Annotated in this window: 19 protein-coding genes; 9 read left to right on the forward strand and 10 right to left on the reverse strand. The window is 63.1% G+C overall.

Features of this window, described 5'->3' with window-relative positions; all coding sequences use genetic code 11:
- Positions 1-6: 6 nt before the first annotated feature.
- The 7 genes from pqiB to HXS65_RS01890 form a co-directional block, all read right to left on the reverse strand.
- Positions 7-1641, reverse strand: a complete 1635-nt coding sequence (gene pqiB / locus HXS65_RS01860; protein WP_176492970.1) for an intermembrane transport protein PqiB — start codon at positions 1639-1641, stop codon at positions 7-9.
- Positions 1638-3065 carry a paraquat-inducible protein A gene (locus HXS65_RS01865; RefSeq protein ID WP_084209107.1) on the reverse strand — a complete coding sequence of 476 codons (1428 nt, stop codon included), beginning with the start codon at positions 3063-3065 and terminating at the stop codon, positions 1638-1640. The genes pqiB and HXS65_RS01865 overlap by 4 nt, the downstream gene beginning before the upstream one ends.
- Before the next feature lie 309 nt (positions 3066-3374).
- Positions 3375-6506 (reverse strand): efflux RND transporter permease subunit, encoded by a 3132-nt coding sequence (locus HXS65_RS01870; RefSeq protein ID WP_176492971.1) that lies wholly within the window; start codon positions 6504-6506, stop codon positions 3375-3377.
- A gap of 103 nt (positions 6507-6609) precedes the next feature.
- The gene (locus HXS65_RS01875; protein WP_176492972.1) at positions 6610-7905 is read right to left on the reverse strand and encodes an efflux RND transporter periplasmic adaptor subunit; all 1296 of its coding nucleotides are present in this window, start codon (positions 7903-7905) and stop codon (positions 6610-6612) included.
- Between the two features lie 430 nt (positions 7906-8335).
- Positions 8336-9520, reverse strand: a complete 1185-nt coding sequence (locus HXS65_RS01880) for an ArsA family ATPase (RefSeq protein WP_176492973.1) — start codon at positions 9518-9520, stop codon at positions 8336-8338.
- On the reverse strand, positions 9511-9831 hold the full coding sequence (locus HXS65_RS01885) for a cory-CC-star protein (RefSeq protein ID WP_218015032.1): 321 nt from the start codon (positions 9829-9831) through the stop codon (positions 9511-9513). The genes HXS65_RS01880 and HXS65_RS01885 overlap by 10 nt, the downstream gene beginning before the upstream one ends.
- Positions 9821-11569 (reverse strand): carbon starvation protein A, encoded by a 1749-nt coding sequence (locus HXS65_RS01890; protein WP_077372250.1) that lies wholly within the window; start codon positions 11567-11569, stop codon positions 9821-9823. Before HXS65_RS01890 ends, HXS65_RS01885 begins: the two co-directional genes overlap by 11 nt.
- Before the next feature lie 397 nt (positions 11570-11966).
- Here HXS65_RS01890 and coxB point away from each other — a divergent pair, with 397 nt between their 5' ends.
- Genes coxB through HXS65_RS01910 form a run of 4 tightly spaced genes read left to right on the forward strand, consistent with a single transcriptional unit; the run spans position 11967 to position 16300 of the window.
- Positions 11967-13127 carry a cytochrome c oxidase subunit II gene (gene coxB, locus HXS65_RS01895; protein ID WP_373996112.1) on the forward strand — a complete coding sequence of 387 codons (1161 nt, stop codon included), beginning with the start codon at positions 11967-11969 and terminating at the stop codon, positions 13125-13127.
- 30 nt (positions 13128-13157) lie between these two features.
- Entirely contained in the window at positions 13158-14822 is a 1665-nt protein-coding gene (gene ctaD, locus HXS65_RS01900) for a cytochrome c oxidase subunit I (RefSeq protein WP_176492974.1), read from the forward strand.
- 27 nt (positions 14823-14849) lie between these two features.
- Positions 14850-15443, forward strand: a complete 594-nt coding sequence (locus tag HXS65_RS01905) for a cytochrome c oxidase assembly protein (RefSeq protein WP_077372256.1) — start codon at positions 14850-14852, stop codon at positions 15441-15443.
- On the forward strand, positions 15440-16300 hold the full coding sequence (locus HXS65_RS01910) for a cytochrome c oxidase subunit 3 (protein ID WP_077372259.1): 861 nt from the start codon (positions 15440-15442) through the stop codon (positions 16298-16300). The genes HXS65_RS01905 and HXS65_RS01910 overlap by 4 nt, the downstream gene beginning before the upstream one ends.
- Positions 16301-16327: 27 nt before the next feature.
- Here the strand turns inward: HXS65_RS01910 and HXS65_RS01915 are convergent, their stop codons facing one another.
- Entirely contained in the window at positions 16328-16519 is a 192-nt protein-coding gene (locus HXS65_RS01915; protein WP_077372262.1) for a DUF2909 domain-containing protein, read from the reverse strand.
- Here HXS65_RS01915 and HXS65_RS01920 point away from each other — a divergent pair.
- From HXS65_RS01920 to HXS65_RS01930, 3 genes are all read left to right on the forward strand, one after another.
- Positions 16518-17345 (forward strand): SURF1 family protein, encoded by an 828-nt coding sequence (locus HXS65_RS01920; protein WP_255304390.1) that lies wholly within the window; start codon positions 16518-16520, stop codon positions 17343-17345. The genes HXS65_RS01915 and HXS65_RS01920 overlap by 2 nt on opposite strands.
- Positions 17346-17380: 35 nt before the next feature.
- Positions 17381-17977: a hypothetical protein gene (locus HXS65_RS01925; protein WP_176492975.1), complete on the forward strand. Its 597-nt coding sequence runs from the start codon at positions 17381-17383 to the stop codon at positions 17975-17977.
- A 303-nt stretch (positions 17978-18280) separates the two neighbouring features.
- Positions 18281-19483, forward strand: a complete 1203-nt coding sequence (locus tag HXS65_RS01930; protein WP_176493287.1) for a heme A synthase — start codon at positions 18281-18283, stop codon at positions 19481-19483.
- A 107-nt stretch (positions 19484-19590) separates the two neighbouring features.
- Here the strand turns inward: HXS65_RS01930 and HXS65_RS01935 are convergent, their stop codons facing one another.
- On the reverse strand, positions 19591-19986 hold the full coding sequence (locus tag HXS65_RS01935) for a glutathione S-transferase N-terminal domain-containing protein (protein WP_176492976.1): 396 nt from the start codon (positions 19984-19986) through the stop codon (positions 19591-19593).
- A 184-nt stretch (positions 19987-20170) separates the two neighbouring features.
- Positions 20171-21190: a LysR family transcriptional regulator gene (locus HXS65_RS01940; RefSeq protein ID WP_084209098.1), complete on the reverse strand. Its 1020-nt coding sequence runs from the start codon at positions 21188-21190 to the stop codon at positions 20171-20173.
- Between the two features lie 132 nt (positions 21191-21322).
- On the opposite strand from HXS65_RS01940, the gene HXS65_RS01945 reads away from it, so the two are divergent.
- Together HXS65_RS01945 and yegS are read left to right on the forward strand one after the other, a co-directional pair.
- Complete coding sequence (locus tag HXS65_RS01945; protein ID WP_176492977.1) at positions 21323-22555, forward strand: multidrug effflux MFS transporter; 1233 nt, start codon at positions 21323-21325, stop codon at positions 22553-22555.
- Between the two features lie 89 nt (positions 22556-22644).
- Positions 22645-23556: a lipid kinase YegS gene (yegS, locus tag HXS65_RS01950; protein ID WP_084209096.1), complete on the forward strand. Its 912-nt coding sequence runs from the start codon at positions 22645-22647 to the stop codon at positions 23554-23556.
- Positions 23557-23568: the final 12 nt, after the last annotated feature.

Here is a 23568-nt window from a genome sequence, read left to right on the forward strand (position 1 = left end):
TTGTCATCATTGGGCCCTCGGAATCGGATCACGGGTCGTCGGTTTGTCGAAGATCAGGCTTGAGGGATTCTTCTCCAGCGTGTCGAGCAGCGGCTCGGCCTTCTTGAGCACGCGGTCCAGGCGCTCGAGATCTCCCTCCAGCTTGCGATAGGCGGAAGACTCCGGTGTCAGGCCATCCAGGGTGCGATTGAGGTTGTCGATACTGGTGCTGATGTCGCTCGGCAGCTTCTGCACCTCATCGGAACCCAACAGGGCATCGACATGGCCGGCGGTCTTGTCGAGACGCTTCACCAGGCTCTCGGAGGCCGACAGGGTCTTGTTGAGATTGCCCAGCACCGGCTCGATGTCCAGGCCATTGAGCTTGTCGAGCAGCGCATTGAGCTTGGCTTCCATCTGCGCGAGGCCGCCTGACACGCTGGGCATGACCTCGATGTCATCGAAGGTATCGGTCTTGTACGGCGGTGGATTGTCATAGAAGTCCAGGTCGACGAACAAGGCACCGGTCAGCAGGTTGCCGGACTTGAGCGTCGCGCGCAGACCACGCTTGAACAGTCGCTCCAGTCGCTTCTCCCACTGCTTGACGCCTTCATCATCGACCTGACCCTCGAGGCGTTCCGGTTCGATGCGAATCAGCACGGGAATCTCGAAGCTGGAGAGCGTGCGTACCCGCTGATGGGTCAGGCGGTAGGGCACGCTGACCACCGTGCCCAGTCGCACGCCGCGGAATTCCACCGGTGCGCCACGCGACAGGCCGCGCACGGTGTCGTCGACCATGATCACGTAGTCGATGGCCTGATGGAAGCTGCCTTCACGGGCCTCTTCCTGATCGGAATACAGGGTGAAGGAGGTGTTCTCCACCACCGGACGGCCACGCGGCAGGTCCTCGGGGATGCCGAAGGCGACGCCACCGCTCAGTACGCTTTCCAGTGATCCGACATCGACCTGCAAGCCCTGGGAGTCCAGGCGCAGGCTGACCCCGCTGGTGGACCAGAAGCGCGTGGTCGAGGTCACCAGCTCGTTGTAGGGCGAGTCGATGTACAGGGTGTAATGCATTTCCTTCTCGCTGGGGCGGAACTCGCTGGATTCCACGCGCCCCACGACGAAGCCCTCGTAGGTCACGGGGTCGCCATCGGACAGCACGCTGCCATCATTGCTGGTCAGGTCGATGCGCAGCCCCTTGGCGTCCTGGGTCGTGACCGGAGGTTGCTCCAGCGCCACGAAGTGGTCGGCTTCCTCGCGACTGTCGCCGGGCTGCAGCTGGATGTAGGCGCCTGACAGCACGGTATTCAGACCACTGATGCCTTCGCGTCCGATACGCGGCTTGACCACCCACAGACGCGTGTCCTCATTGAGCATGCGCTCGCTGTCCTTGGACATGCGTGCCGTGACGATGGTCTTGTCGAGGTTGTCCGACAGGCGTACGGATTCGACCTTGCCGACCTCGACGTTACGGGTCTTGATCAAGGTCTTGCCGGCCTCGATACCTTCTGCCGTCTCCATCTCGATGGTGATCTGCGGGCCACGGCTGGCGATGTTGTGCCACACCATCCAGGCACCGATCAGCAATGCCACGATCGGGACGATCCAGATCGGCGAAAGACGGCGTCGGCTTTCACGACGCGCACGAGAGTCATCACTCATAGGTCATCCTGTGACGGTGAATCGATAGGGGAGGAAGCGGGGGAGACCTCACGTTCCTTGCTTGCCTGGAGAAGGCCGCTGGTCGCGACTCGCGCCTCCTGTGGCGTATCCCAGACAAGACGTGGATCAAAGCTCTGGGCGGACAGCATCGTGAGCACCACCACGCTGGCAAAGGACAGCGCTGCCGGCCCCGGGTGCACGGACATCAGGGCGCCCAGCTGGATCAATGCCGCCAGCAGCGCCACCACGAAGACGTCGACCATCGACCAGCGGCCGATGTACTCGGTGATGCGATAGAGCGTGACGCGCGCGCGGGCATGCTGGACCTGCGGGCGTTGCGCACTGAGACACAGCCAGGCGATGGCGATCATCTTGGAGGCCGGCACCAGGATGCTGGCAATGAAGATGACCATCGCGATGGGCCAGTCTCCGTGGGACCACAGCACCACGATACCGCCGGCGATGGTCTGCGGGTCGCTCTCGCCCAGACTCACGGTACTCATGATCGGGAAGAGGTTGGCCGGCAGATACAGTATCAGCGCCGCGATCAACCACGCCCAGGTACGTTGCAGACTATGTGTCTTGCGCTGATGGACCGGGTCGCCGCAGCGCCGGCAGTTGACGTGCTGGTCCTGCGTGCATTCATTGATCAACCCGCAGCTGTGACAGCTGCCCAGCCCCTGCAGCGCGGCCCCCAGCCCCGGTCTGGCTGTCTCCGGGGCCGGCGGCTCGCCCGCCAGAGCGAACCACATGCGATCACCGTCGATGCTGGCCAGGGTCTTGGTCATCAGCAGGGCGAAGGCACAGAAGGCCCAGAACGACGGGCCGAAGCTGATATCGGCCATGCCGGCGATCTTGACCAGACTCACCATCACGCCCACAAGGAAGACATCGGCCATCATCCAGGGGCGCAGATGGCTGAGCGTTCTGGCAATGCCGCGAATGCCGGGCAACGCCACCTTCAGGCCGATGGCCGTGTGGGTGTAGATCACCCCGATCAGGTAGAGCGCCGGCAGCAGCACGATGGTCAGAATCAGCAGCACCGCCAGCGAAGGATACGACTCTGCCGTCAGCGCCGCTGGCGTGTCCACCAGACTGAGGCTGGCGGAGATGCCGCGGGTGGCAAAGGCGATGAACTCGAAGGGCAGCGTCAGCCCCAGCATCACCAGGCACGCCGTCGCCAGTGCCAGGGTGCGCTGGACGGAATGGGCGTGGCGTTGGGCGAAGAGATGATCACAGCGTGGGCAGCGCGCCCGCTCGCCGGTCTTGAGCGCCGGAAGGGCCACGACCAGGTCACAGCATTCGCATGCGCGAAGTCGCCGCCGTGAGACGCTGCGCGTGACAGGCGCGAACAGTGTCGGCGGGTCACGTCTTTCCAGGGTATGGCGCGCAAGACGACGCAAGGCAGCTAGAGGACGAGGCATGTCTCTCCTGAATGAAGGGGCGCGTTGGCGCCATGCCGGATGAAGGCGAGTGGCGAGAATGACGAGGGCGAAGTCCGGGTGACTGGCGCCTGCCCCGGCGGCAGGCAAACACTGTTCGATACCTGCATGATGCCGCAAAACTCGCCTCGCACTCAATGCCCGCCAATGCGAAGCATCGCTCACGAGACATCACGGGCACCCGTGCCGTCATCGATCCACCGGACGCATGAACCGACACGCCGCCCGGAGAGGGCGGCGTGCAGGGCCATCACGCGAGGTGACGGCAATGAGGAAGCGTGCGATCAATGCTCAGACAAGATCGTCTTCCTGGCTTGCGGCTTCATGGGCCCGCTTGAGCTCTTTCGGCTCCCCGAACACGCGGCGAACCACCACATAGCAGACCGGCACCAGGAAGATCGCCAGTACCGTGGCCGAGATCATCCCGCCGATCACGCCGTTGCCGATGGCATGACGGCTGGCCGCACCGGCACCGGTCGAGATGGCCAGTGGCACGGCCCCCAGGGTGAAGGCCATGGAGGTCATCAGGATCGGGCGCAGACGCATGCGTACCGCTTCCATGGTGGCGTCGATCAGTGAGCGGCCCTGGACCTCGAGGTCCTTGGCGAATTCGACGATCAGGATCGCATTCTTCGCCGAGAGCCCGATGGTGGTCACCAGGCCGACCTGGAAGTAGACGTCATTGTCCAAGCCACGCAGCCAGGTGGCGAGCAGGGCGCCGAGGACCCCCAGCGGGACGACCAGCATGACGGAGAACGGAATGCTCCAGCTCTCGTAGAGCGCGGCCAGACACAGGAAGACGAAGACCAGCGAGATGGCATACAGATAAGGAGCCATGCCGCCACTCTGGGATTCCTGCAGTGAAATGCCCGTCCATTCCAGCGCGACGCCATTATCGAGCTGGCCGACCATGTCTTCCATGGCCTGCATGGCCTGACCGGTGGAGTAACCCGGTGCCGCCTGACCCAACAGTTCCATCGAGGAGACGCCATTGTAGCGTTCCAGCTGCGGAGACCCATAGGTCCACTCACCGTGGATGAAGGCGTTCAGTGGCACCATCTCACCAGAGGTGTTGCGGACGTACCACTTCTTGAGATCTTCCGGCTGCATGCGTGCGCTGGCTTCTGCCTGCACGTAGACCTTCTTGGTGCGGCCGTTGTCGAGGAAGTCATTGACATAGCTCGAGCCCCACGCCGTGGAGAGAGTCGAGTAGACCTCTGACAACGAGACGCCCATCGCTGTCGCCTTGAGCTCGTCGATGTTGAGCGTGAACTGCGGGCTGTCCTCCAGACCATTGGGACGCAGGCCGGTCACTGCTGGATTCTGAGCTGCCATTCCCAGCAGTTGATTGCGTGCATTGGTCAGCGCTTCATGGCCGATACCACCTCGGTCCACCAGCATCATGTCGAAACCGCTGGCGTTGCCCAGTTCCATGATCGGTGGCGGGTTGATGGCGAAGACCACGGCTTCCTTCAAGGTGTTGAAGTAGCTCTGAGCTTGTCCGACCACGCTGAAGGAGTCACGAGTACGTTCATCCCAGGGTTTGAGGTTGATGAACGCCAGGCCCATGTTCTGGCCTCGGCCAGCGAAACTGAAGCCGGCGACGTCGAACATTTCCTGAACGGCATCTTCCTGATCGACGAGGAAGTGATGCTCGACCTTTTCCAGCGTCTCGAGCGTCTGTTCCTGAGTGGAGCCCACCGGCAGGATGACCTGATTGAACAGATAGCCCTGGTCTTCATCGGGCAGGAAGCCCGTGGAGATGCGAGTGAACAGTACCCCGCAGCCGACCACGATCAAGGCGTAGACCAGCATGGAACGGCCAGTGCGCTTGAGCATGCCACTGACGCCTTTCTGGTAGCGCGCGTTGGAGCGGTCGAAGACCCGGTTGAACAGCCCGAAGAAGCCGGTGGTCTTCTCCTTGGTCGGCTTCAGCAACGTGGCGCACAGGGCCGGTGTCAGGATCAACGCCACCAGCACGGACAACGTCATGGCCGAGACGATGGTCACCGAGAATTGACGGAAGATTGCCCCTGTGGTGCCGGGGAAGAAGGCCATCGGGATGAACACGGAAGACAGCACGAGACCGATGCCGACCAGAGCGCCGGTGATCTGTCCCATTGACTTGCGCGTCGCCTCGAGCGGCGAGAGCTTTTCCTCATGCATCACGCGCTCGACGTTCTCCACCACCACGATCGCATCGTCGACCAGCAGCCCAATCGCCAACACCATGGCGAACATCGTCAGGGTATTGATGGAGAAGCCCATCACTTCCAGCACCCCGAAGGTGCCCAGCAGAACGACCGGGACAGCGATGGTGGGGATAAGCGTGGCACGGAAGTTCTGCAGGAACAGAAGCATTACCAGGAAGACCAGCGCCACGGCTTCCAGCAGCGTCATCACCACTTCTTCAATGGAAATCTTGACGAAGGGCGAGGTGTCGTAAGGTACCTTGAAGCTCATGCCCGGGGGGAAGTAGTCGGACAGCTCACCGAGACGATCCTTGACGGCTTGTACGGTGTCCAGTGCGTTGGCACCCGAGGCGAGCTTGATGCCCAGCCCTGCAGCAGGCTTGCCATTGTAGCGGCTGACGGTGCTGTAGCTTTCCGCCCCTTTCTCGACACGGCCGACATCGCGCAGATAGACCTGAGAGCCATCTTCCTGTGTCTTGAGCAGAATGTTGCCGAACTGTTCCGGTGTCTCGAAGAGTGTCTGAGCCACGATGGTAGCGTTGAGCTGCTGACCCTTCACCGCCGGCAGGTTGCCAAGCTGGCCCGAGGCGATCTGGTTGTTCTGCGTGCTGATGGCCGTGGTGACATCGCTGGTGGTCAGCTTGAAGTTGTTGAGCTTCTGCGGGTCAAGCCAGACGCGCATGGCCCCCGGTGCGCCGAACAGTTGAGTTTCGCCCACGCCCTGAACGCGAGCTACCTCGTCCTGAATATCGGAGGCGACATAGTCGGTCAATTGCTGTTTGGTCATGCTGCCATCGTCAGAGACGAAAGCTGCCACCATCAGAAAGCTACCGGACGATTTGGTGACCGAGACACCCTGGTTCTGGACGGATTGCGGCAGGCGCGGGGTAGCCAGCTGCAGCTTGTTCTGCACCTGCACCTGAGCGATGTCGGGATCGGTGCCAGTGTCAAAGCTCAGCTCGATGCTGGCATTGCCCTGGGAGTCTGAACTCGAACTCATGTACAGCAGATTGTCGATGCCGTTCATCTGCTGCTCGATGACCTGAGTCACCGTATCTTCTACCGTCTGGGCTGAAGCGCCGGAGTAGGTGGCCTGAATGGTAATGCTGGTCGGGGCCAGCGAGGGATATTGCTCGATCGGCAGCTTGAGGATACTGAAGATACCCCCCAGCATCACGATGATGGCGAGCACCCAGGCGAAGATAGGGCGATCGATGAAGAATCTGACCATGACGTTTGAGGCTCCTGGAACGTCGTTCGGGACGTGCCGCCAGTCAGGCGTGATACGCATAGCTCAGTGACTGGCGACAGTGGCGCGAAAAGAGGCGGCAGGCTTACTGGCGATTGCCAGTCCCGGCCGGTTCACTTTCCGAGGAGTCGCTGACCGCAGTCTCGGACTGAGCCGAGCCATTCTGGTCAGTGCTCGTCTCGTTGGCAGCGATCTCGACCGTGGCACCCGGCTTGATCTTCTGCAGTCCGCTGACAATGACCTTGTCATTGTTGTCGAGGCCATTGGTCACCAGCCACTGATTGTCGATGGCCTGACCGATCACTACCTGCTTGGCTTCGACCTTGTTGTCAGCATTGACCGTCATCACGCTCGCATTGCCTTTGCTGTCACGACTCACGGCTTTCTGCGGAACCAGAATGGCATCCCTGGCCACCGTCTCCGTCAGGCGGGCGCGCACGAACATGCCGGGCAACAACAGCTCGTCCTCGTTGGGGAACAGAGCGCGCAGCGTGACCATGCCGGTACCTTCATCGACGGTGATATCCGCAAACTGCAACTTGCCCTGAGTGCCGTATACGCTGCCATCTTCCATTACCAGTTCCACCGATGCTTGAGCCGGTGCTGCGGCGGCATCGCGATTCTCGGCCAATTCACGCTTGAGGCGCAGAACTTCGGTAGCGGACTGGGTCACGTCAACATAGATGGGGTCGAGCCGCTGGACCGTTGCCAGGCTGGTGTCCTGGCTTGCCGTGACCAATGCGCCCTTGGTGACGCTCGACTTGCCGATACGACCGCTGATGGGGGCCTTCACCACGCTGTAATCCAGATTGATCTGGGCGCTGGTTAGGGCAGCCTTGGCAGAGGCGACATCGGCGCGATCCTCGCCGACGGTCGCCACGGCATCATCATAATCCTGTTGGCTGACCATCTTGCGTGCCACGAGGTTCTTGAAGCGCTTGGCCTTGAGGCTGGAGGTGTTGAGGCTCGCCTCGGCACGCGCCAGACTCGCCTTGGCGCTCTCGACATCGGCGCGATAGGTGCGTGAATCAATGTGATAAAGCGCCTGCCCCTCCTTGACGTCACTGCCTTCGGTGAAGTCACGCGATTCGATGATGCCTCCCACCTGCGGACGTACTTCAGCGATCTGATAGGCGCGCGTGCGGCCCGGCAGCTCGGTGGTGATAGGCACATCCTGCGTGGTGACGGTAATGACATCGACCTGAGCGGCCTGGCTTGCACCTGCGGAGGGGCCTTGGGCAGCCTCTTCCTTGTCGCCGCTACAACCGGCCAACAGGGCACCGATCAGCAGCAGGCTTGCCGGAAGCAAGCCAAGGCGGCGGGCATTGACGGCCAAGGGTTGTCTCTGCAGGCGGGGTAGACGGAGGGAAGTCGGGGCCATGGAGCGTCCTTTACGAAGTTCAGGGGCTGAGGTGCGTTTCAATCGTCACACCCTGGCCCGCCGCGGGTGCGGCACGCCAAGGCAATGGTGTCATGATGAGAAAAATATTTAGCCAGCTATTCTATCGGAATGGCGAGGTGGCTGTATGGTTGTTTTGTGCAGTTATTGCGCATCGTGCTGCAACAGATTGTTGCCAGGTGATCAGCACCTTATGTTCAGGCTTGCATGATCCTGGCAATACCTTTCTCTTGCCATCATGTGGATCGTTCTCATGCATTGCCCCACTCTAGCTTCGTGAGACATGAGGCGGTGACAGCCCATCCTATGCGTCAATGGTGCATAAGTTAGCAGATAGAGGTGTATGAATGCTGAACCACTGCGCACCGGGAAGAAATTTTGCCCGAAGGGCGTGGCGCGGTGATCGAGCATCTCATTCAGGGAGGCAGTGCCAGGAAGGTGTCGATGAGGAGTTGTGAGACCACGGGCGGAACGACGAGAGTGCCGTGATCAGGGGACCGAGGCTCTCCCTGTCTTCCGGCAGGCGTGACTGACGTGACAGGCGCAGGCAGGGGCGATCAGCGAAGGCGTCCTCCAGTCTGGCCGCCCACTGGTACTGCTGCTCACGCCAGCTCGTGATCCAGTCGGCCTGTGCTTCCCCGGAGGAGGGCGAGCTTGCGCCCGACACCTCTGACGGGGCATCCGGCAGGCATTGATTGATGATCAGGCCGCCGACGCAGAGCCCATGGCTTTCCAGTGCCTCGCGCGTACGGAGCGTCTCCAGACAGGGCAGCTTCTCTGGCGTACTGACCAGGATGACGCGCGCCCGGCTGGCATCCGTCAGGCACCGACGCAGCGCTTTGTAGCGGGTACGACGTTGCTCCAGCGCTTCGCTGATCGGGTCTTCGGGGGCAGAAGATCCGGTCTCGCTGGCGGTGGCTGTCTGCTGGCTGTCCAGCCACAGGCTGCGCTCCGCGACGGCTCGCCGGCGCTGGCCCAGCATGCCTTCCAGCCAGCCGCCCAGCACCTCCGGCAAGCTCAGCAGTCGGATGGTGTGCCCGCTGGGAGCCGTATCGAACAGGATGTGTCGATACGATGAGCTGTCCGGTGTCAGTGGGGCAGGCGGGGTAAGGATGATCTCGACCAGCGCATCGAAGAGCGCCGCTTCACTGGTGCCCGGTGCATGGCGTGCGAGTGCCAGCTGGCGCATCACCGTGGCGCTGCGCTCTCCGCTGACCAGTGGCGAGATGCGTTGGCGTACCTCCTCGAGATAGCGCTCGCACTCCTGTTCGGGGTCCAGCTCCATCACATCCAGGCAGGCCGCGATGGCGCGCGGTCTGCCTCCCAGATCTCCGAACAGATCGCCCAGATTGTGCGCCGGGTCCGTCGACACCAGCAGTGTCGGCTCGCCTTTCTCTGCCAGCGCCAATGCCTGCGCCGCCGCGCAGCTGGTCTTGCCGACACCGCCCTTGCCACCGAAGAACCAGATCTCGGGGCGGGGGGCGGCGCCTTCCTCTTGCGTATCACGCACCCTGCCGAGGTCGGAGCGGCCTTCGGCTGCATGCGTGCGTCGAGTCCCATCCTGTCGGCGACGCCGCCTGAGCCAGTTCAGCAGCATTTGATCCCTTCCAGCGGTGAATGCTCAAGCCCCTGGCGCAGGTGCCAGTCGTGCATGCGCTCCAGCATCAGCGGCAGCATCTCCAGTGAGACGGCGGGTGCCGGATTGGGGATGCCCATCAGCTCGGCGAAGCTCATCATCATGAAGATGTCTTCCTCCTCGCGGGCGAGCTGCGCCAGGTCACGCTGCTGATTGACGCGCAGCATGGCCTCCCAGCCATCCCGCAGCCCTGCGGCACCTGTCAGCAGGCGCTTCATCATTCCGGGTTGTCGTGGCGAGCGCGCCACGCGGGAGTCGTCATCAGCTCTCATGGGCGCTCACCTGGGCGGGTGCCTTCAGGCTGCGGCTGGCCTCCAGCAGAATCCACAGCGCGAATACCATGATCAGGCTGCCGAAGGTGAACAGCAGCCATTGCGGGTCGTTGCTGCCCATGCCGGACCAGTCCAGGACTACCTGCTGCACCATCGCCCACAGGGTCATGATCATCAGGAAGACCATCGGAGCCAGGGTGTAGATCACCGGGCGTCCCTGACGCTTGAGCCAGACCGAGATCAGCATCAGCGAGATCCCTGCCAGCAGCTGGTTGCTGGTCCCGAACAGCGGCCACAGCAGATAGCCGCCGGAACCGAAGCCCTTGGGCCCCTGCGGCAGGATGACCAGCGCGGCGCTGGAGATGACCGCGATGCTGGTCGCGACGTGCTTGTGGCTGAGTGCCGGCATGCCGTACTCGCTGCCCAGCTCCGCGATGATGTAGCGCATCAGACGTACCGCGGAATCCAGTGTGGTGGCCGCGAAACTCACCACGATGACCGCCACCAGGGTACTGCCGATGCTGGCCGGCAGGCCAAGGTGCGAGATCAGCTGTCCTGCACCCTCCACGAAGCTGGAGAGCCCGTTGGCACCGGCGGCGGCGAAGCTTGAATAGGTGGCGGTGAAATCGGCCTGGGTCCCGAAGAGGGTCGCTACCGCGATGATGGAAATCAGCGCCAGCATGCCTTCGCCCAGTGCGCCGGTGTAGCCGATCATGCGTGCATCCGGCTCATGGGCAAGCTGCTTGGAGGTGGTCCCCGAGGCGACCAGTCCATGGAAGCCCGAGATCGCGCCGCAGGCGATGGTGATGAACAGCAGCGGATAGAAGGACATCTCGGCTTCGGTGTTGTAGGCCGGCGCCGTCAGATGTGGGCCGCCCACGGCGAGCCCCAGATACAGCAGCACCAGCCCGACCACCAGCTGATGGGAATTGATGGTGTCGCGCGGTTGCAGCAGCTTCCACACCGGCAGCACCGAGGCGATGTAGACATAGGCCATCAGCACGACGATCCACACCAGGAAGGCACTGGAGATCGGTGAGAGGCCGAACAGCAAGGTGCCATCCTCGCCGCCTGCCATGGCGGTGAAGGTGCCGGCCAGATCAATCTGCAAGAATTCGTACTGGCCGGCCAGCAGGGCAGCGGCATACATCACCAGCAGCGCCAGTATCGAGGGCAACAGCATCTTGCCGCCACGCCGATAGACACGATGGCCGATCCAGACCGCCAGCGGAATCTGGATGAGCACCGACAGCACGCTGGCCGGGAAGTTGATGAACAGGTTGGCGATCACCCAGGCGAACACCGCGTTCAGCATCAGCACCAGAATCAGGATGATGAACAGGAACAACAGCTTGGCGCGCTTGCCGATCAGCTTGTCCGCCAGCGTGCCGATGGACTGGCCTCGGTGACGCGCCGATAGCGTCAAGGTACCGAAGTCATGGACTCCCGCGGCAAACAGGCTGCCCAGCACGACCCACAGCACCGCCGGCAGCCAACCCCAGTAGACGGCGATCGCCGGCCCGACGATGGGCGCTGCACCGGCGACCGAGGTGAAGTGGTGGCCCCAGAGTATCCAGCGATTGGTCGGCAGGTAGTCGGTGTCATCGCGCAGCGCATGGGCGGGAGTCACGTAATCGGGGTCGAGACGGAAGATGCGTTCCGCCAGAAAGCGCGAGTAGAAGCGATAACCGATGGCAAAGGCGAGACAGCCGAACAGGGCGAGCCAGATGGCGTTCATGAGGCGTTCCAGTAGGCGTGTGAGTGGGGCGACGGCAATGCATGGCGTGTAATCGGCGTGACGCTAACATCTATATTTGCGCATATAACTTCGCCATTAGTCGCCCCGGGCTGACCCGACGTGGCCCCTGTCTGCAAGCGCAGGTAAGCAGGTGGAATGCACGCGGTGCGTGGAGACATCGCGGAAGTCGCCCGGGGCCCTGCCGGCGCTTGTCTGGTGGAACCGCGTAGCCGTTGTTGCACTTCCTCGCCTTGCGACCAAGGAGTATCAGTGGGTTGATCCACGCGACCTTGTGTTCCGCCCAGCTCTTCTATACTCCAAGCAAGTCGGAGCACAGGGAGTCGCTCATTGCCGTCATCCGGATGAGGCTCTCGATAACAATGACAAGGAGGCGCCGATGTCGTGGATCGCGGAATGCCTTTCCCGTGTCACCGCACTCCGGTGGCGGCGCTCGTGGCGCCCGTTGACGGCGGTGTCACTGATGGGGCTCGTTCCCGCGGCATGGGGAGTCGAATACAACATGCCGGTCGGCGTCACGGCCGTCAGTCGCGAGATCCACTCCCTGCACATGATCATCTTCTGGATCTGTGTGGTCATCGGGATCGTGGTGTTCGGTGTGATGGGGTACGCGATGGTCAAGCATCGCAAGTCACGTGGTGCGGTCGCGGCCAGCTTCCACGAGAACACCCGCATCGAGATTCTATGGACCGCCATCCCGTTGCTGATCCTGGTGGTGATGGCAGTCCCCGCCACCGCCACCCTCAAGGACATGTACGACGCCTCCGAATCGGCGCTTGACGTGAAGATCACCGGGCACCAATGGCGCTGGCAATATGAGTATCTGGGCGAGGATGTCGCCTTCACCTCAAGTCTCGCGACCCCCCGCGAGCAGATCAACAACACCGCCGCCAAGGGCGAGCATTACCTGCTGGAAGTCGACAATCCGCTGGTGCTGCCCATCAATCGCAAGGTGCGCTTCCTGACGACGTCCTCCGATGTCATCCACTCCTGGTGGGTGCCGGACTTCGGCGTCAAGAAGGACGCCATCCCCGGCTTCATCAACGAGGCCTGGACCCGCATCGAGACACCCGGCACCTATCGCGGCCAATGCACCGAGCTGTGCGGCAAGGACCACGGTTTCATGCCGGTGGTGGTCGAGGCGCTGCCGGAGGCCGAATTCGACGAGTGGCTGATCGCACGCAAGGCCGAGGCCGAAGCGTCACGCAATGATGCCGGACGCGACTGGAGTCTCGAGGAGTTGATGGAGAAGGGCGAGAAGACCTACGCCACCATCTGCTCCGCCTGCCACCAGCCGGATGGCCAGGGCATGCCCCCGGCATTCCCCTCATTGGTGGGGAGTGCCATCGTCACGCAGGACATGCAGGCGCACATCGATATCGTGGTGAACGGCAAGGCAGGCACGCCCATGGCGGCCTTCGCCGATGTGCTCAGTCCGGTCGAGCTTGCGGCTGTCATCACCTATGAGCGCAATGCCTGGGGCAACGATACCGGCGAGCTGGTACAGCCAGCCGTCATCAAGGAACAACTGTCTCAATAGCGTGCAAGCGACGCATTCAGGAGGCGTGTCATGGCCAGTGAACAGCCACGCAAGGCGGTACTTCAGGCCAGCGAGAGCGAGGGGGCCGCCGGCGGCTATTCCGCAGGCGGCTCCCGTGCGGGAGGAGGCCATGGCACCGCGCCGCGCGGCATGCTGCGCTGGCTATTGACCACCAACCACAAGGATATCGGCACGCTCTATCTGATCTTCTCGCTGAGCATGCTGTTCATCGGCGGCATCATGGCACTGGTGATCCGTACCGAGCTCTTTCAGCCCGGCCTGCAGATGGTGCAGCCGGAGTTCTTCAACCAGATGACCACCATGCATGGGCTGATCATGGTGTTCGGTGCCATCATGCCGGCCTTCACGGGACTGGCCAACTGGATGATTCCGTTGCAGATCGGCGCCCCTGACATGGCGCTTCCGCGTCTCAACAACTTCAGCTTCTGGCTGTTGCCGGTCGCCTTCCTGCTGTTGCTTTCCACCCTGTTGATGGAGGGCGGGGGTCCCAACTTCGGCTGGACCTTCTACGCACCGCTTTCCACCACCTATGCGCCGCCCTCGACCAGCTTCTTCATCTTCTCGCTGCACATCGCCGGCATCAGCTCGATTCTCGGCGCCATCAACATCATCGCCACCATCCTCAATCTGCGTGCGCCGGGCATGCGCCTGATGGACATGCCGCTGTTCGTCTGGACCTGGTTGATCACCGCTTTCCTGCTGATCGCGGTGATGCCGGTGCTGGCGGGTGCCATCACCATGATGCTGTTCGACATCAATTTCGGCACCAGTTACTTCAATGCCGCAGGCGGGGGAGACCCGGTGCTGTTCCAGCATCTGTTCTGGTTCTTCGGCCATCCCGAGGTCTACATCATGATCCTGCCGGCCTTTGGCATCGTGTCCGCCATCGTGCCGACCTTCTCGCGCAAGCGATTGTTCGGCTACGCCTCGATGGTCTACGCCACCGGCTCCATCGCCATCATGTCCTTCCTGGTCTGGGCGCATCACATGTTCGCCGTCGGCCTGCCATTGGTGGCGGAACTGTTCTTCATGTACACGACGATGCTGATCGCGGTGCCGACCGGCGTGAAGGTCTTCAACTGGATCGCCACCATGTTCCGTGGATCCATTAGCTTCGAGCCCCCGATGCTGTTTGCCATCGCCTTCATCGTCCAGTTCACCATCGGCGGCTTCTCGGGGTTGATGCTGGCCATCGCGCCAGCGGATTTCCAGTATCACGACACCTATTTCGTGGTGGCCCATTTCCATTACGTGCTGGTGCCCGGCGCGTTGTTCGCGATTCTCGCCGGGGCCTATTACTGGCTACCCAAGTGGACCGGCTTCTATCCCCACGAGGGGCTCTCGAAATGGCATTTCTGGATGTCGGTCATCGGCGTCAATCTCACCTTCTTCCCGATGCACTTCTCGGGGCTGGCCGGCATGCCACGGCGCATTCCGGATTACGCGCTGCAATTCGCCGACTTCAACATGCTGTCCAGTATCGGGGCCTTCCTGTTCGGTATCTCGCAGCTGCTGTTCCTGGTCGTGATCATCAAGTGCGCGCGCGGCGGTGTCAGGGCGCCAGCCAAGGCCTGGGAAGGGGCGGTGGATCTTGAGTGGAGCGTGCCAAGCCCGGCACCGCTGCATACCTTCGAGATACCGCCGCAGACCCGCGATGGTCAGATCATCCGCTGAGCGATAGCCAGCGGCCAGGAGAGTGACATGTCCTCACGCGATCACGCAGCACAGCAACAGGCGGTGGCACGTACCGTGCGGCGCACGCTGCTGGCGCTGGTCGGGATGCTGGGCTTCGCCTTCGCGCTGGTGCCGCTCTATGACGTCTTCTGCAATCTCACGGGCCTCAATGGCAAGGCCGCCAGTCAGGCCAGGGCTGCGGTGGCCATGGAGATCGACGAGAGCCGTTGGGTCTCGGTGCGCTTCATCACCCAGCAGGGACAGGGTCTGCCCTGGACACTCGAGGCGCTGGATGAGCAGTTCCGCATCCACCCCGGTGGCCAGTACCGCGCACGCTTCGTGTTTACCAATCACGCCGATCATCCGGTGCGTGGTCGTGCGGTCCCCAGCGTCAGTCCTGCCGAGGGATCGCTGCATCTGCGCAAGATCATGTGTTTCTGCTTTCAGGAACAGACGCTGGCGGCGGGAGAGCGGCGTGAGTTGCCGCTGGTCTTCCAGGTGGACCCGGATCTCCCCGAGGGCATTCGCGACCTGACGCTGGCCTATACCCTTTACCCGGTCACGATGCCGTCGATGCCGGCGGGCGACCTGGCAGAGAACTCTGCAGGAGGTGAACGATGAGCGGTGGCAGCTATTACGTTCCGGCACACAGTGCCTGGCCCATCCTCGGTGTGCTGGCCGTGGGTGGGATGATGATCGGCACGGGAATCTGGATGGTGCATGGCAGCGCCGCCTGGTTGTCAGGCATCGGCATGCTGGCCGTGGTGCTGGTGATGGCAGGATGGTTTCGCGATGTCGTTCGCGAGTCGATGGGCGGCCTTTACGACGATCAGATGGACCGCTCGTTTCGTTGGGGCATGGCGTGGTTCATCTTCTCTGAACTGATGTTCTTCGCTGCCTTCTTCGGCGCGTTGTTCTACGTACGAACTTTCGCGTTGCCATGGCTGGATGGTGAGGGTGCCAAGGGCGTGACGGCGCTGTTGTGGCCTGATTTCACGGCCAGCTGGCCCTTGATGAATCCGCCGGATGCCAGCATTGCCGGACCGAAGGAAGTGCTGTCCCCCTGGCAGTTGCCGCTGGCCAATACGCTGCTGCTGGTCAGCTCCAGTGTCACCCTGACGGTGGCCCATGAGGCGCTGAAGATGGGATATCGCCGCACGGCGCGCAACTGGCTGGCGGGTACCGTGACGCTTGGGGTGTGCTTCCTGCTGTTGCAGGGGCTCGAATATTACGAGGCCTGGCATCACCTGGGGCTGACGCTTCAAGCCGGTGTCTATGGCGGTACCTTCTTCCTGCTGACCGGCTTTCATGGCCTGCATGTCACCATCGGCACCGTGATCCTGATCGTGATGCTGGTTCGGGTGATTCGCGGTCATTTTTCCCGCGAGCGCCATTTCGCCTTCGAGGCGGCTGCCTGGTATTGGCACTTCGTCGATGCGGTGTGGATCGGCCTGTTTCTGTTCGTCTACGTGTTCTGAGGCAGGCCGAAGAGCGTCGAGCGCGAGTCAGTTCAGCATTCCGGTGGAGAAGCCCATGACCAGCAGAATCACCAGACAGACCGCCAGGCCCACTCGCCACTTGAGAGACGTCAGCAGGCGTCGACTGCGGCTGCCGTCGTGCAACAGAAAGCCGGCTCCGGCGATGAGACTTGCCAGCATGCCGACGAAGACCAGCGCGATCAGCGATTTGAGCAGCATGTCACCTCCCGGGGCGCAGACGTTGTCAGGCGAGGGCAAGGCTCTCGCTCGCCCCGTATCTGACAGTCGAGCCCATCCGACGGACAAGCGCAAGTCGGCGATGACAGCGCTGGCGTCACCGGAGGCGCCGCAGGAGCGATGTGTCGGGCGAGGCTGGTGGCTGTTCTGGGGATGCCTGATCGTGCTGGGCCTGTGTCTGTGCAGTTGGCAGGTGATGCGTGGCCAGGCGCGAGCCCAGCATCTGGAAGATACGGCCAGTGCGCCGGAACTGGTGATGCCGACGGCACCGCCAGCGAGTGCCAGCCTGATCGAGCTGCAGGGCGAGTGGCTCGCGGAGCACAGCCTGTTGCTGGATAACCGTACGTTGGACAAGCGCCATGGCGTGGCGGTGCTCACGCCTTTCAGGTCCCGGGATGGCCGCTGGTGGCTGGTGGAGCGGGGCTTCGTGGCATCGCCAGCGCCACGCGCGAACCCGGAGTTCACCACCCCTGAAGGCTCTCTGGTGATCAGGGGTCGCTGGCAGTGGTTGAACGGCCAGGGGACCAGCGGTGGGCCACTGTTCGGCCCCAACCGGGAGGGGCAGCGGTTGCAGCAGGTGGATCTGAGTGCCTGGAAGGCGCTTGGTGCTCCGGCGTTTGCCGGCATCGTGCACCAGACCGGCGGTGCGGGAAGGTTCTTGCCCTGGTGGCAGCCGAGCAACATGACGCCTGAGCGCCATTACGCCTATGCCCTGCAGTGGCTGGGGCTCAGTCTCGGTGCGGCGGTGGTGATGATCGTGGGCGCGCGCCGCCAACGACAGGCCGCGCTGCGTCAGCGCCAGGTCTAGCGAGTCAAGGGACGTCTTGCTCTGGAGGAGGTGGTATGACACACGTGATGCGACAGCGTCTGAAACTCGTGGCATTGCTGGGGCTGCTGTCTGCCCCGTTGCCATTGGCGTGGGCCATGCTGAGTGTGCAGGTGGGGATACCCGAAGGGCGGGTGGCGAACGGCGCCTTGCTGCCGGACGTGATGCCGCTGCAGGACTGGTCACTGGAGTATCTCGTGAGTGCATCAGCCCCGCGACAGTCCGGGGATGACAGTGGCATGCCGCCCAGAGCCGCTCAGGGCGCGGATGAGCAGCGCTTCTGGCTCAGCTGGCCGGAGCCGAGTCGGTCGGAGCTGGCCACGGCGCAGGCCGAACGTTGGTGGCGTCTGCACCGCGCCCTTGGCAAGGAGGCGCCGCGGCTGGGGCGTCTGGTGGTGGCCGAGCAGTCCTTTCAGCATCCCCAAGTACCGGGGGAGCAGCGTGCGCTGGGCCATTGGCCCTCGGCGAATGGTGCCGGGGCCTCGCCACAGCCGTTGCGCTTGATCGACCCACAGGGGCGAGTCGTGGTGGCATATGGCCCCGAGATCACACCGCAGGCCGTCATGAAGGATGTGCGCCGATTGCTCAAGCGCAATCCGGCTGCGCCGCGCTGAGCTGAGCGTGTGATGCGTCGATCACTCGCTCGCCCCTAGCTCTCTCCAGCAGGGAGATACGCCATGTCTCGCCTTGTCTCGCACCCGCGCTACCCTCTGCGTCCCCGTGTCAGCGCGCGCGCCCGTCAGCGCGGTGCCGCGCTGATACCCCCGCCACCGTTCCTGCGTCCCTCAGCCTCTGCCACTTCGCTGACAGGGCATCCTTTGCCTGGGAGTGTGCCGGGAATCACACCGCTGACCGCTGCTGATGACTCGATGACCCGGCAGGCAGTCAGTCAGACAGACATCCTGCGTGTGTGGCGGATGGCTCGGCATCTGGTCGCCGGCATGCTGGGACTGGTCATTCTCGTGATCGGCCTCGGGGCCTGGACGCGCCTGGTGGATGCCGGCCTGGGATGCCCCGATTGGCCTGGCTGTTATGGCGCCCTGGTGGTGCCGGATGCGCACACGGCAAGCTTGCATAGTCCTCACCACCCGCTGGAGGGCTACAAGGCATGGGCAGAGATGATTCACCGCTATGCGGCGAGCCTGCTCGGCCTGGCGTCACTGGCATTGCTCGTGCTGGGCTGGCGTGTCCGGCGGCGTGAGCGCCGTCTGCGGCTCGCCCGGTCGGCGGCAGGCATGCGTCATCGGGCGCTGGACATGGCTACCTGTTTCCCGCTGGCAGGGTGCTGGCTGTTGCTGGCGGCATTGCTGATACAAGGTGCCTTCGGCGCCTTTACCGTCACGCTGAAGCTCTGGCCACAGGTGGTGACGTTGCATCTGTTGGGCGGCCTGGGCGTGGCGAGTCTGCTGCTGTTGCTGTGGTTGTCACTGACGCGACGATTGGCGGCGCGTGACGCGAGAGCAACGCTTCCCAAGGCGGCGGACGATCACGGGCATCGTGTCTTGCGTCAGCCGTGGCTGGCCACGCTGGCAGCGGCACTGTTGCTTGGACAGCTGGCATTGGGAGGCTGGACCTCGAGCAATTATGCCGGACTCGCCTGCGAGGGTTTCCCCACCTGCAATGGCTCGCTATGGCCGGCGATGGATTGGGGAGAGGGCTTCCATCTGTCTCAGGATGTCGGCCCGAGCTATCTGCACGGACAGCTGCATGGGGAGGCGCGTACCGCCATCCATCTGGCGCATCGCGGTGGAGCGGTGTTGCTGGGCGCAGTGCTGCTGATGCTCTACTGGCGCCAGCGGCGTCATGTGCAATCCGGGCATCCCGAGGCCGTCCTTCCATCGCGACCTTCCTCTTCACTGGCACGCCCGCTGGCGAGGCTGGCGGGCAATAGGCGCTTCATGTCCACGGGGACGCTCAATCCCTGGGGCTGGGCGCTGGCAGCCTGGGGGCTGCAGGCCGCGCTGGGGATCGCCAATGTGCTGTGGTGGCTGCCACTGGACCTGGCGCTGGCGCACACCCTGGGGGCCGTCATGCTGACATTGGCGATGGTGTGGGCGATGGATCGGATGAGCCAGGCTCACCGGGCTAAGCGGACGGGAATGTGTCAGACGCTGGCCTGAACGGCATGCTGATGACTGTCCCGCTGACGCAACGACGCCGCTCATGAGAGCGGCGTCGTTTTGTTTGCCAAGGCGCACCTCGGGCGGTCTCGAGACTTGCGAGAGTCTCAGGCGGCGCGACCGAAGCGTTCCTGCAGATAGGCATTGATGGTGTCGGATTCGTACATCCATTCCTCGCGGCCATCGTCATGGGTGATCAGCAGGCACGGTACCTTGACGCGACCGCCACCCTGTTCGAGGGCCTGGCGGTGAGTGGCGTTGTGCTGGGTGTCGCGCTGCTCGATGTTCAGGTTCAGCTGATGCATGCGTTTGCGCACCTTGATGCAGAACGGGCAGGTCGAGAATTGATACAGCGCCAGCCTGGCGGTCTCGGCATCGACTTCAGCCTGCTGGGCAGGACTGCGCTCCAGTGCACTGCCACGGGTCAGCTTTTCGCTGATCAGCATGAAGGGGGCCAGTACCAGTCGCAGAGTGCGGAAGAACAGGCGGATGATGGGGCGCATGGAAATACCTCGTGTACAGGCGGATGGTGATATGAGGTGAGTGCTTGCGCGTCGGGCCAAGCCCTGGTGACGGGCTGGACGACGCTTGCACTGCGCTTGCGATCAGTGCTCTCGATCAGGGCTCTTGATCAGCACCCTCGGTCAGCGCTCGCAAAAGCGGTGGGTTGCAGAGTGTGCGGCCATTCTAGTGTTCGTCGGCGGCTGCGTCTGCCCCATGGGCGTTGCGAATGTGGGTCATCAGCGATTGACGCAGCCAGCGATGGCCCGGGTCCTGCTCGTGGCTGGCATGCCAGATGAGGCGATAACTCAGGGCCGGCAGTTTCAGCGGCAGTTCGCGAATGACCAGTCCGTGTTGCTGGCGGCTGGCCTGGGCGAAGCTTCTGGGTGCGCAGAAGATGAGCTCACTGTGCGCGACGATGCTCAAGGCATCCCGGAAGTCCGGCACCAGTACCTTGATGCGACGCGGAGCACCATGCCGTTCGAGCCGCTCATCCAGCGACCAGCGAGAGCGGCCCTCGCAGGTGGCCTGGACATGATCGAGCGTGGCGAACTCCTCGAGAGTCAGCGGCACCGAACGCTCGAGCAGTGGATGGCCGTCGCGCAGCAACATCACGTGATCATCGCGCCACAGGGTGTGCGAGTGGAAGCCTCTCGGTAGCGCCGGGGGCTCGCTTGGCGTGTCGGTCGGATGGTCGTGTGCCCCGAGGCCGATATCCAGCAGGCCTCTTTCCATCAGATTGAGACAGTCGGCCTGCCAGCGACTGATCTCGAGACTGCCGAGCGGGAGGGCCTGGGTGAGGGCGCGGGTACAGGAGGGCATCAGCGTCGCCCAGGCGCTCTCCAGCACGGCCAGCTGGAAGCGTCGGCGACTGGTGGCGGGCGTGAAGGTCGGCGGTGCGCTGAGATGCTCGAGACGCGAGAGCAGCTCGGCAAGCTCACCCCTGAGCCCGAGCGCACGTGGCGTGGGCCGCAGGCCATGACGCTCTCGAATGAAGAGGGGGTCATCGAACATCGCTCTCAGGCGAGCCAGGCTCTTGCTGACGGCCGACTGGGAAAGGTGCAGACGGCCCGCGGCCCGCGTGACGCTGCATTCTTCCAGAAGCACCTGCAATACCTGCAGGAGATTGAGGTCCAGGCGCGGATTGAGGGGGCCGGGTGACCGGATGCCAGCATTGGAGGGAGCATGGCGGGAAGTCGAGGTCATGAATTTCGCCAGTGGAATATCAGGGCTGAAATAATATCATTTTGCAGCATAAGTCACAGGCGCTAGTCTCTGCAGCTTCCGACTCGCTCGCCATTCGCCGCTGAGCTGCCTTCCGACTCCATGAGAGACTCCATGTCCGCGTCTTCCTCCGCTACCGCACGGCCCCTGCCGAGTGCCCGACAACTGCTGCTGCTATTGGTCGGCTGCGTGATGTTCTCGCCGCTGGCGATCGATATCTATCTCCCATCGCTGCCGGCGATGGCGCGCGAGTTTGCGCAGCCCACCGACGTGATGCAGATGACGGTGACCCTGTTTCTCGGTGCGGTGGGGGTCGGCCAGATTCTGGTCGGGCCGCTGACGGACCTCTATGGCCGTCGTCCCGCCTTGCTGGGCGGTGCGCTGGTCTATCTGGCAGGTGCCGTGGTCGCGACGCTGGCCCAGGACATCGGCATGTTGTATGTCGGGCGCATCCTGCAGGGGTTGGGGGCCTGTGCCACCGTCACGGTGGCCTTCGCGGCGGTGCGTGACTGCTATACGCCGGAGCAGGGTGCCAGGATGTACAGCTACCTCAACGGCGCGTTGTGCATCATTCCGGCGTTGGCGCCGGTTCTGGGCGGCCTGCTGGCGGTGCAGTTCGGGTGGCGATCCAACTTCCTGTTCATGGGGTTCTTCGCGCTGTGCGTCGGGTCAGCCGCCTGGCGGCTGTTCGCCGAGACGCGCCCCGCCAACACGGTGGTGGAGCGTCCGCTCTACAATTGGGCGCGGTATCGCCCAGTGCTGACCAGCTGGCGCTTCCTGTATCAGGCGCTGGTGGCCATGTCGGCGATGAGTGCGATCCTGCTGTATGTCTCCTCCTCTTCCGAGTTGCTGGTGGAAACGCTCGGCCATTCCGAGCTTGCCTTCAGTGCGATGTTTGGGGGCAACGCCGTGATCAATATCCTGACGTTCTTCTTCGCACCGCGCGTGATCACCCGGCTGGGACGCCAGCCGACGGTTCGGCTGGGACTGGCGATCATCCTGGTCTCCGGGCTGATGCAAGGGGCCGCCATGGCCTGGTTGCCGTTGTCGGCGGCAGCCTTCATGGTGCCGGTGGGAGTGCTGTCAGTCGGTTTCTCGCTGGCCCTGGGCGCCGCTTCCAGTCTGGCGCTGGAAGCCTTCGGTGAGCGTGCTGGTACGGCGGCGGCGCTGTTGGGCAGTATTCAGCTGGGGGGCTCGGCCATCGTGGCCACCGCGCTGCTCAGTACCCCGCTGGCGCCGCAACAGGGATTGCTCCTGATCAGCGTGGTGATGACTCTTCCCTTGCTGTTGCTGGGCGCGCGCCGTCAGCCGGGGCTTGGCGTCGATGAGACACCTCAGGGCAGCTAACCGATGTGGGCTCGCGTGGGTGGTTCATTCCTGAGGCCTGACGGGAGTATGCTTGTCGCTCGATCCGCATGTCGCCAAGGAGACACCACATGGAATCAGCGGCGCGTGTGCGCGTGATACTCAACGGTGAGAAGGCACAGCAGCCTGAGCTGCGTGATGCCTTGTTCGCCCAGCGTGAGCGCACCCAGGGGTTGGAGATACGTCTGACCTTCGAAGCACAGGATGTCGCGAGGTTGGTGGATGAAGCGATCGCGGAAGGCGTCACACGCCTGATTGCCGGGGGCGGGGATGGCACGCTCAACCTGCTGGCCAATGCGCTGATGACGCATCCGCGGGCTCAACGTCCGGAACTGGCCATTCTTCCGCTGGGGACGGCCAATGACCTGGCGACCTCGCTCGGGATACCGCCCGGTATCTCCGAGGCGCTGGCACTGGCCTGTGAAGGGCAATCACGAGCGGTGGATCTGGTGCAGCTCGATGATGCCTACTTCCTCAATGTCGCCTCGGCCGGTTTCGGAGCGGAGGTGACCCGCTCGACCCCGGCCGGACTCAAGAAGCTGTTCGGGGGTGGGGCCTATTCGCTGATGGGCGTGCTCAAGGCGTGGGATTTCCGTCCCTATCGAGGACGTCTCACGCTCGATGGGGTCGAGGAAGAGCTTGCGCTGTTCGTGCTGGCCATCGGCAATGGTCGGCAGGCCGGTGGCGGGCAGGAGCTGGCGCCACGGGCCTTGCTCGATGATGCCGGTTTCGATGTGCTGGTGATTCGTGATTTCCCCATCGCGCGCATCGGTGAGGTGGTGGAAGAGTTGGAATCCCTGCCTGAGAACGGTCATTTCGTGCGTTATGTGCGTACCGATACGCTGCGCTATCGAGGGGAGCCGCTGCCGGTCAATCTGGACGGCGAGAGTCATCTGATCGAGGACAGCGAGTTCAGTATCGCGCCACAGGCACTGCAACTGGTGGCGCCGGCGGATACCGAGCTGTTGCAGGCGAATCGCTAGCGCTCCTCTCAT

It is taken from the genome of Cobetia sp. 5-25-4-2, assembly GCF_013374075.1.
Classification (GTDB): Bacteria; Pseudomonadota; Gammaproteobacteria; order Pseudomonadales; family Halomonadaceae; genus Cobetia; species Cobetia marina.

Excerpts from the sequence above, each read along its gene's own strand:
- pqiB (WP_176492970.1), bottom strand. The coding sequence starts at position 1,641 with ATGAGTGATGACTCTCGTGCGCGTCGTGAAAGCCGACGCCGTCTTTCG.
- HXS65_RS01865 (WP_084209107.1), bottom strand. The coding sequence starts at position 3,065 with ATGCCTCGTCCTCTAGCTGCCTTGCGTCGTCTTGCGCGCCATACCCTG.
- HXS65_RS01870 (WP_176492971.1), bottom strand. The coding sequence starts at position 6,506 with ATGGTCAGATTCTTCATCGATCGCCCTATCTTCGCCTGGGTGCTCGCC.
- HXS65_RS01875 (WP_176492972.1), bottom strand. The coding sequence starts at position 7,905 with ATGGCCCCGACTTCCCTCCGTCTACCCCGCCTGCAGAGACAACCCTTG.
- HXS65_RS01880 (WP_176492973.1), bottom strand. The coding sequence starts at position 9,520 with ATGCTGCTGAACTGGCTCAGGCGGCGTCGCCGACAGGATGGGACTCGA.
- HXS65_RS01885 (WP_218015032.1), bottom strand. The coding sequence starts at position 9,831 with ATGAGAGCTGATGACGACTCCCGCGTGGCGCGCTCGCCACGACAACCC.
- HXS65_RS01890 (WP_077372250.1), bottom strand. The coding sequence starts at position 11,569 with ATGAACGCCATCTGGCTCGCCCTGTTCGGCTGTCTCGCCTTTGCCATC.
- coxB (WP_373996112.1), top strand. The coding sequence starts at position 11,967 with ATGTCGTGGATCGCGGAATGCCTTTCCCGTGTCACCGCACTCCGGTGG.
- ctaD (WP_176492974.1), top strand. The coding sequence starts at position 13,158 with ATGGCCAGTGAACAGCCACGCAAGGCGGTACTTCAGGCCAGCGAGAGC.
- HXS65_RS01905 (WP_077372256.1), top strand. The coding sequence starts at position 14,850 with ATGTCCTCACGCGATCACGCAGCACAGCAACAGGCGGTGGCACGTACC.
- HXS65_RS01910 (WP_077372259.1), top strand. The coding sequence starts at position 15,440 with ATGAGCGGTGGCAGCTATTACGTTCCGGCACACAGTGCCTGGCCCATC.
- HXS65_RS01920 (WP_255304390.1), top strand. The coding sequence starts at position 16,518 with ATGTCACCTCCCGGGGCGCAGACGTTGTCAGGCGAGGGCAAGGCTCTC.
- HXS65_RS01915 (WP_077372262.1), bottom strand. The coding sequence starts at position 16,519 with ATGCTGCTCAAATCGCTGATCGCGCTGGTCTTCGTCGGCATGCTGGCA.
- HXS65_RS01925 (WP_176492975.1), top strand. The coding sequence starts at position 17,381 with ATGACACACGTGATGCGACAGCGTCTGAAACTCGTGGCATTGCTGGGG.
- HXS65_RS01930 (WP_176493287.1), top strand. The coding sequence starts at position 18,281 with ATGGCTCGGCATCTGGTCGCCGGCATGCTGGGACTGGTCATTCTCGTG.
- HXS65_RS01935 (WP_176492976.1), bottom strand. The coding sequence starts at position 19,986 with ATGCGCCCCATCATCCGCCTGTTCTTCCGCACTCTGCGACTGGTACTG.
- HXS65_RS01940 (WP_084209098.1), bottom strand. The coding sequence starts at position 21,190 with ATGACCTCGACTTCCCGCCATGCTCCCTCCAATGCTGGCATCCGGTCA.
- HXS65_RS01945 (WP_176492977.1), top strand. The coding sequence starts at position 21,323 with ATGTCCGCGTCTTCCTCCGCTACCGCACGGCCCCTGCCGAGTGCCCGA.
- yegS (WP_084209096.1), top strand. The coding sequence starts at position 22,645 with ATGGAATCAGCGGCGCGTGTGCGCGTGATACTCAACGGTGAGAAGGCA.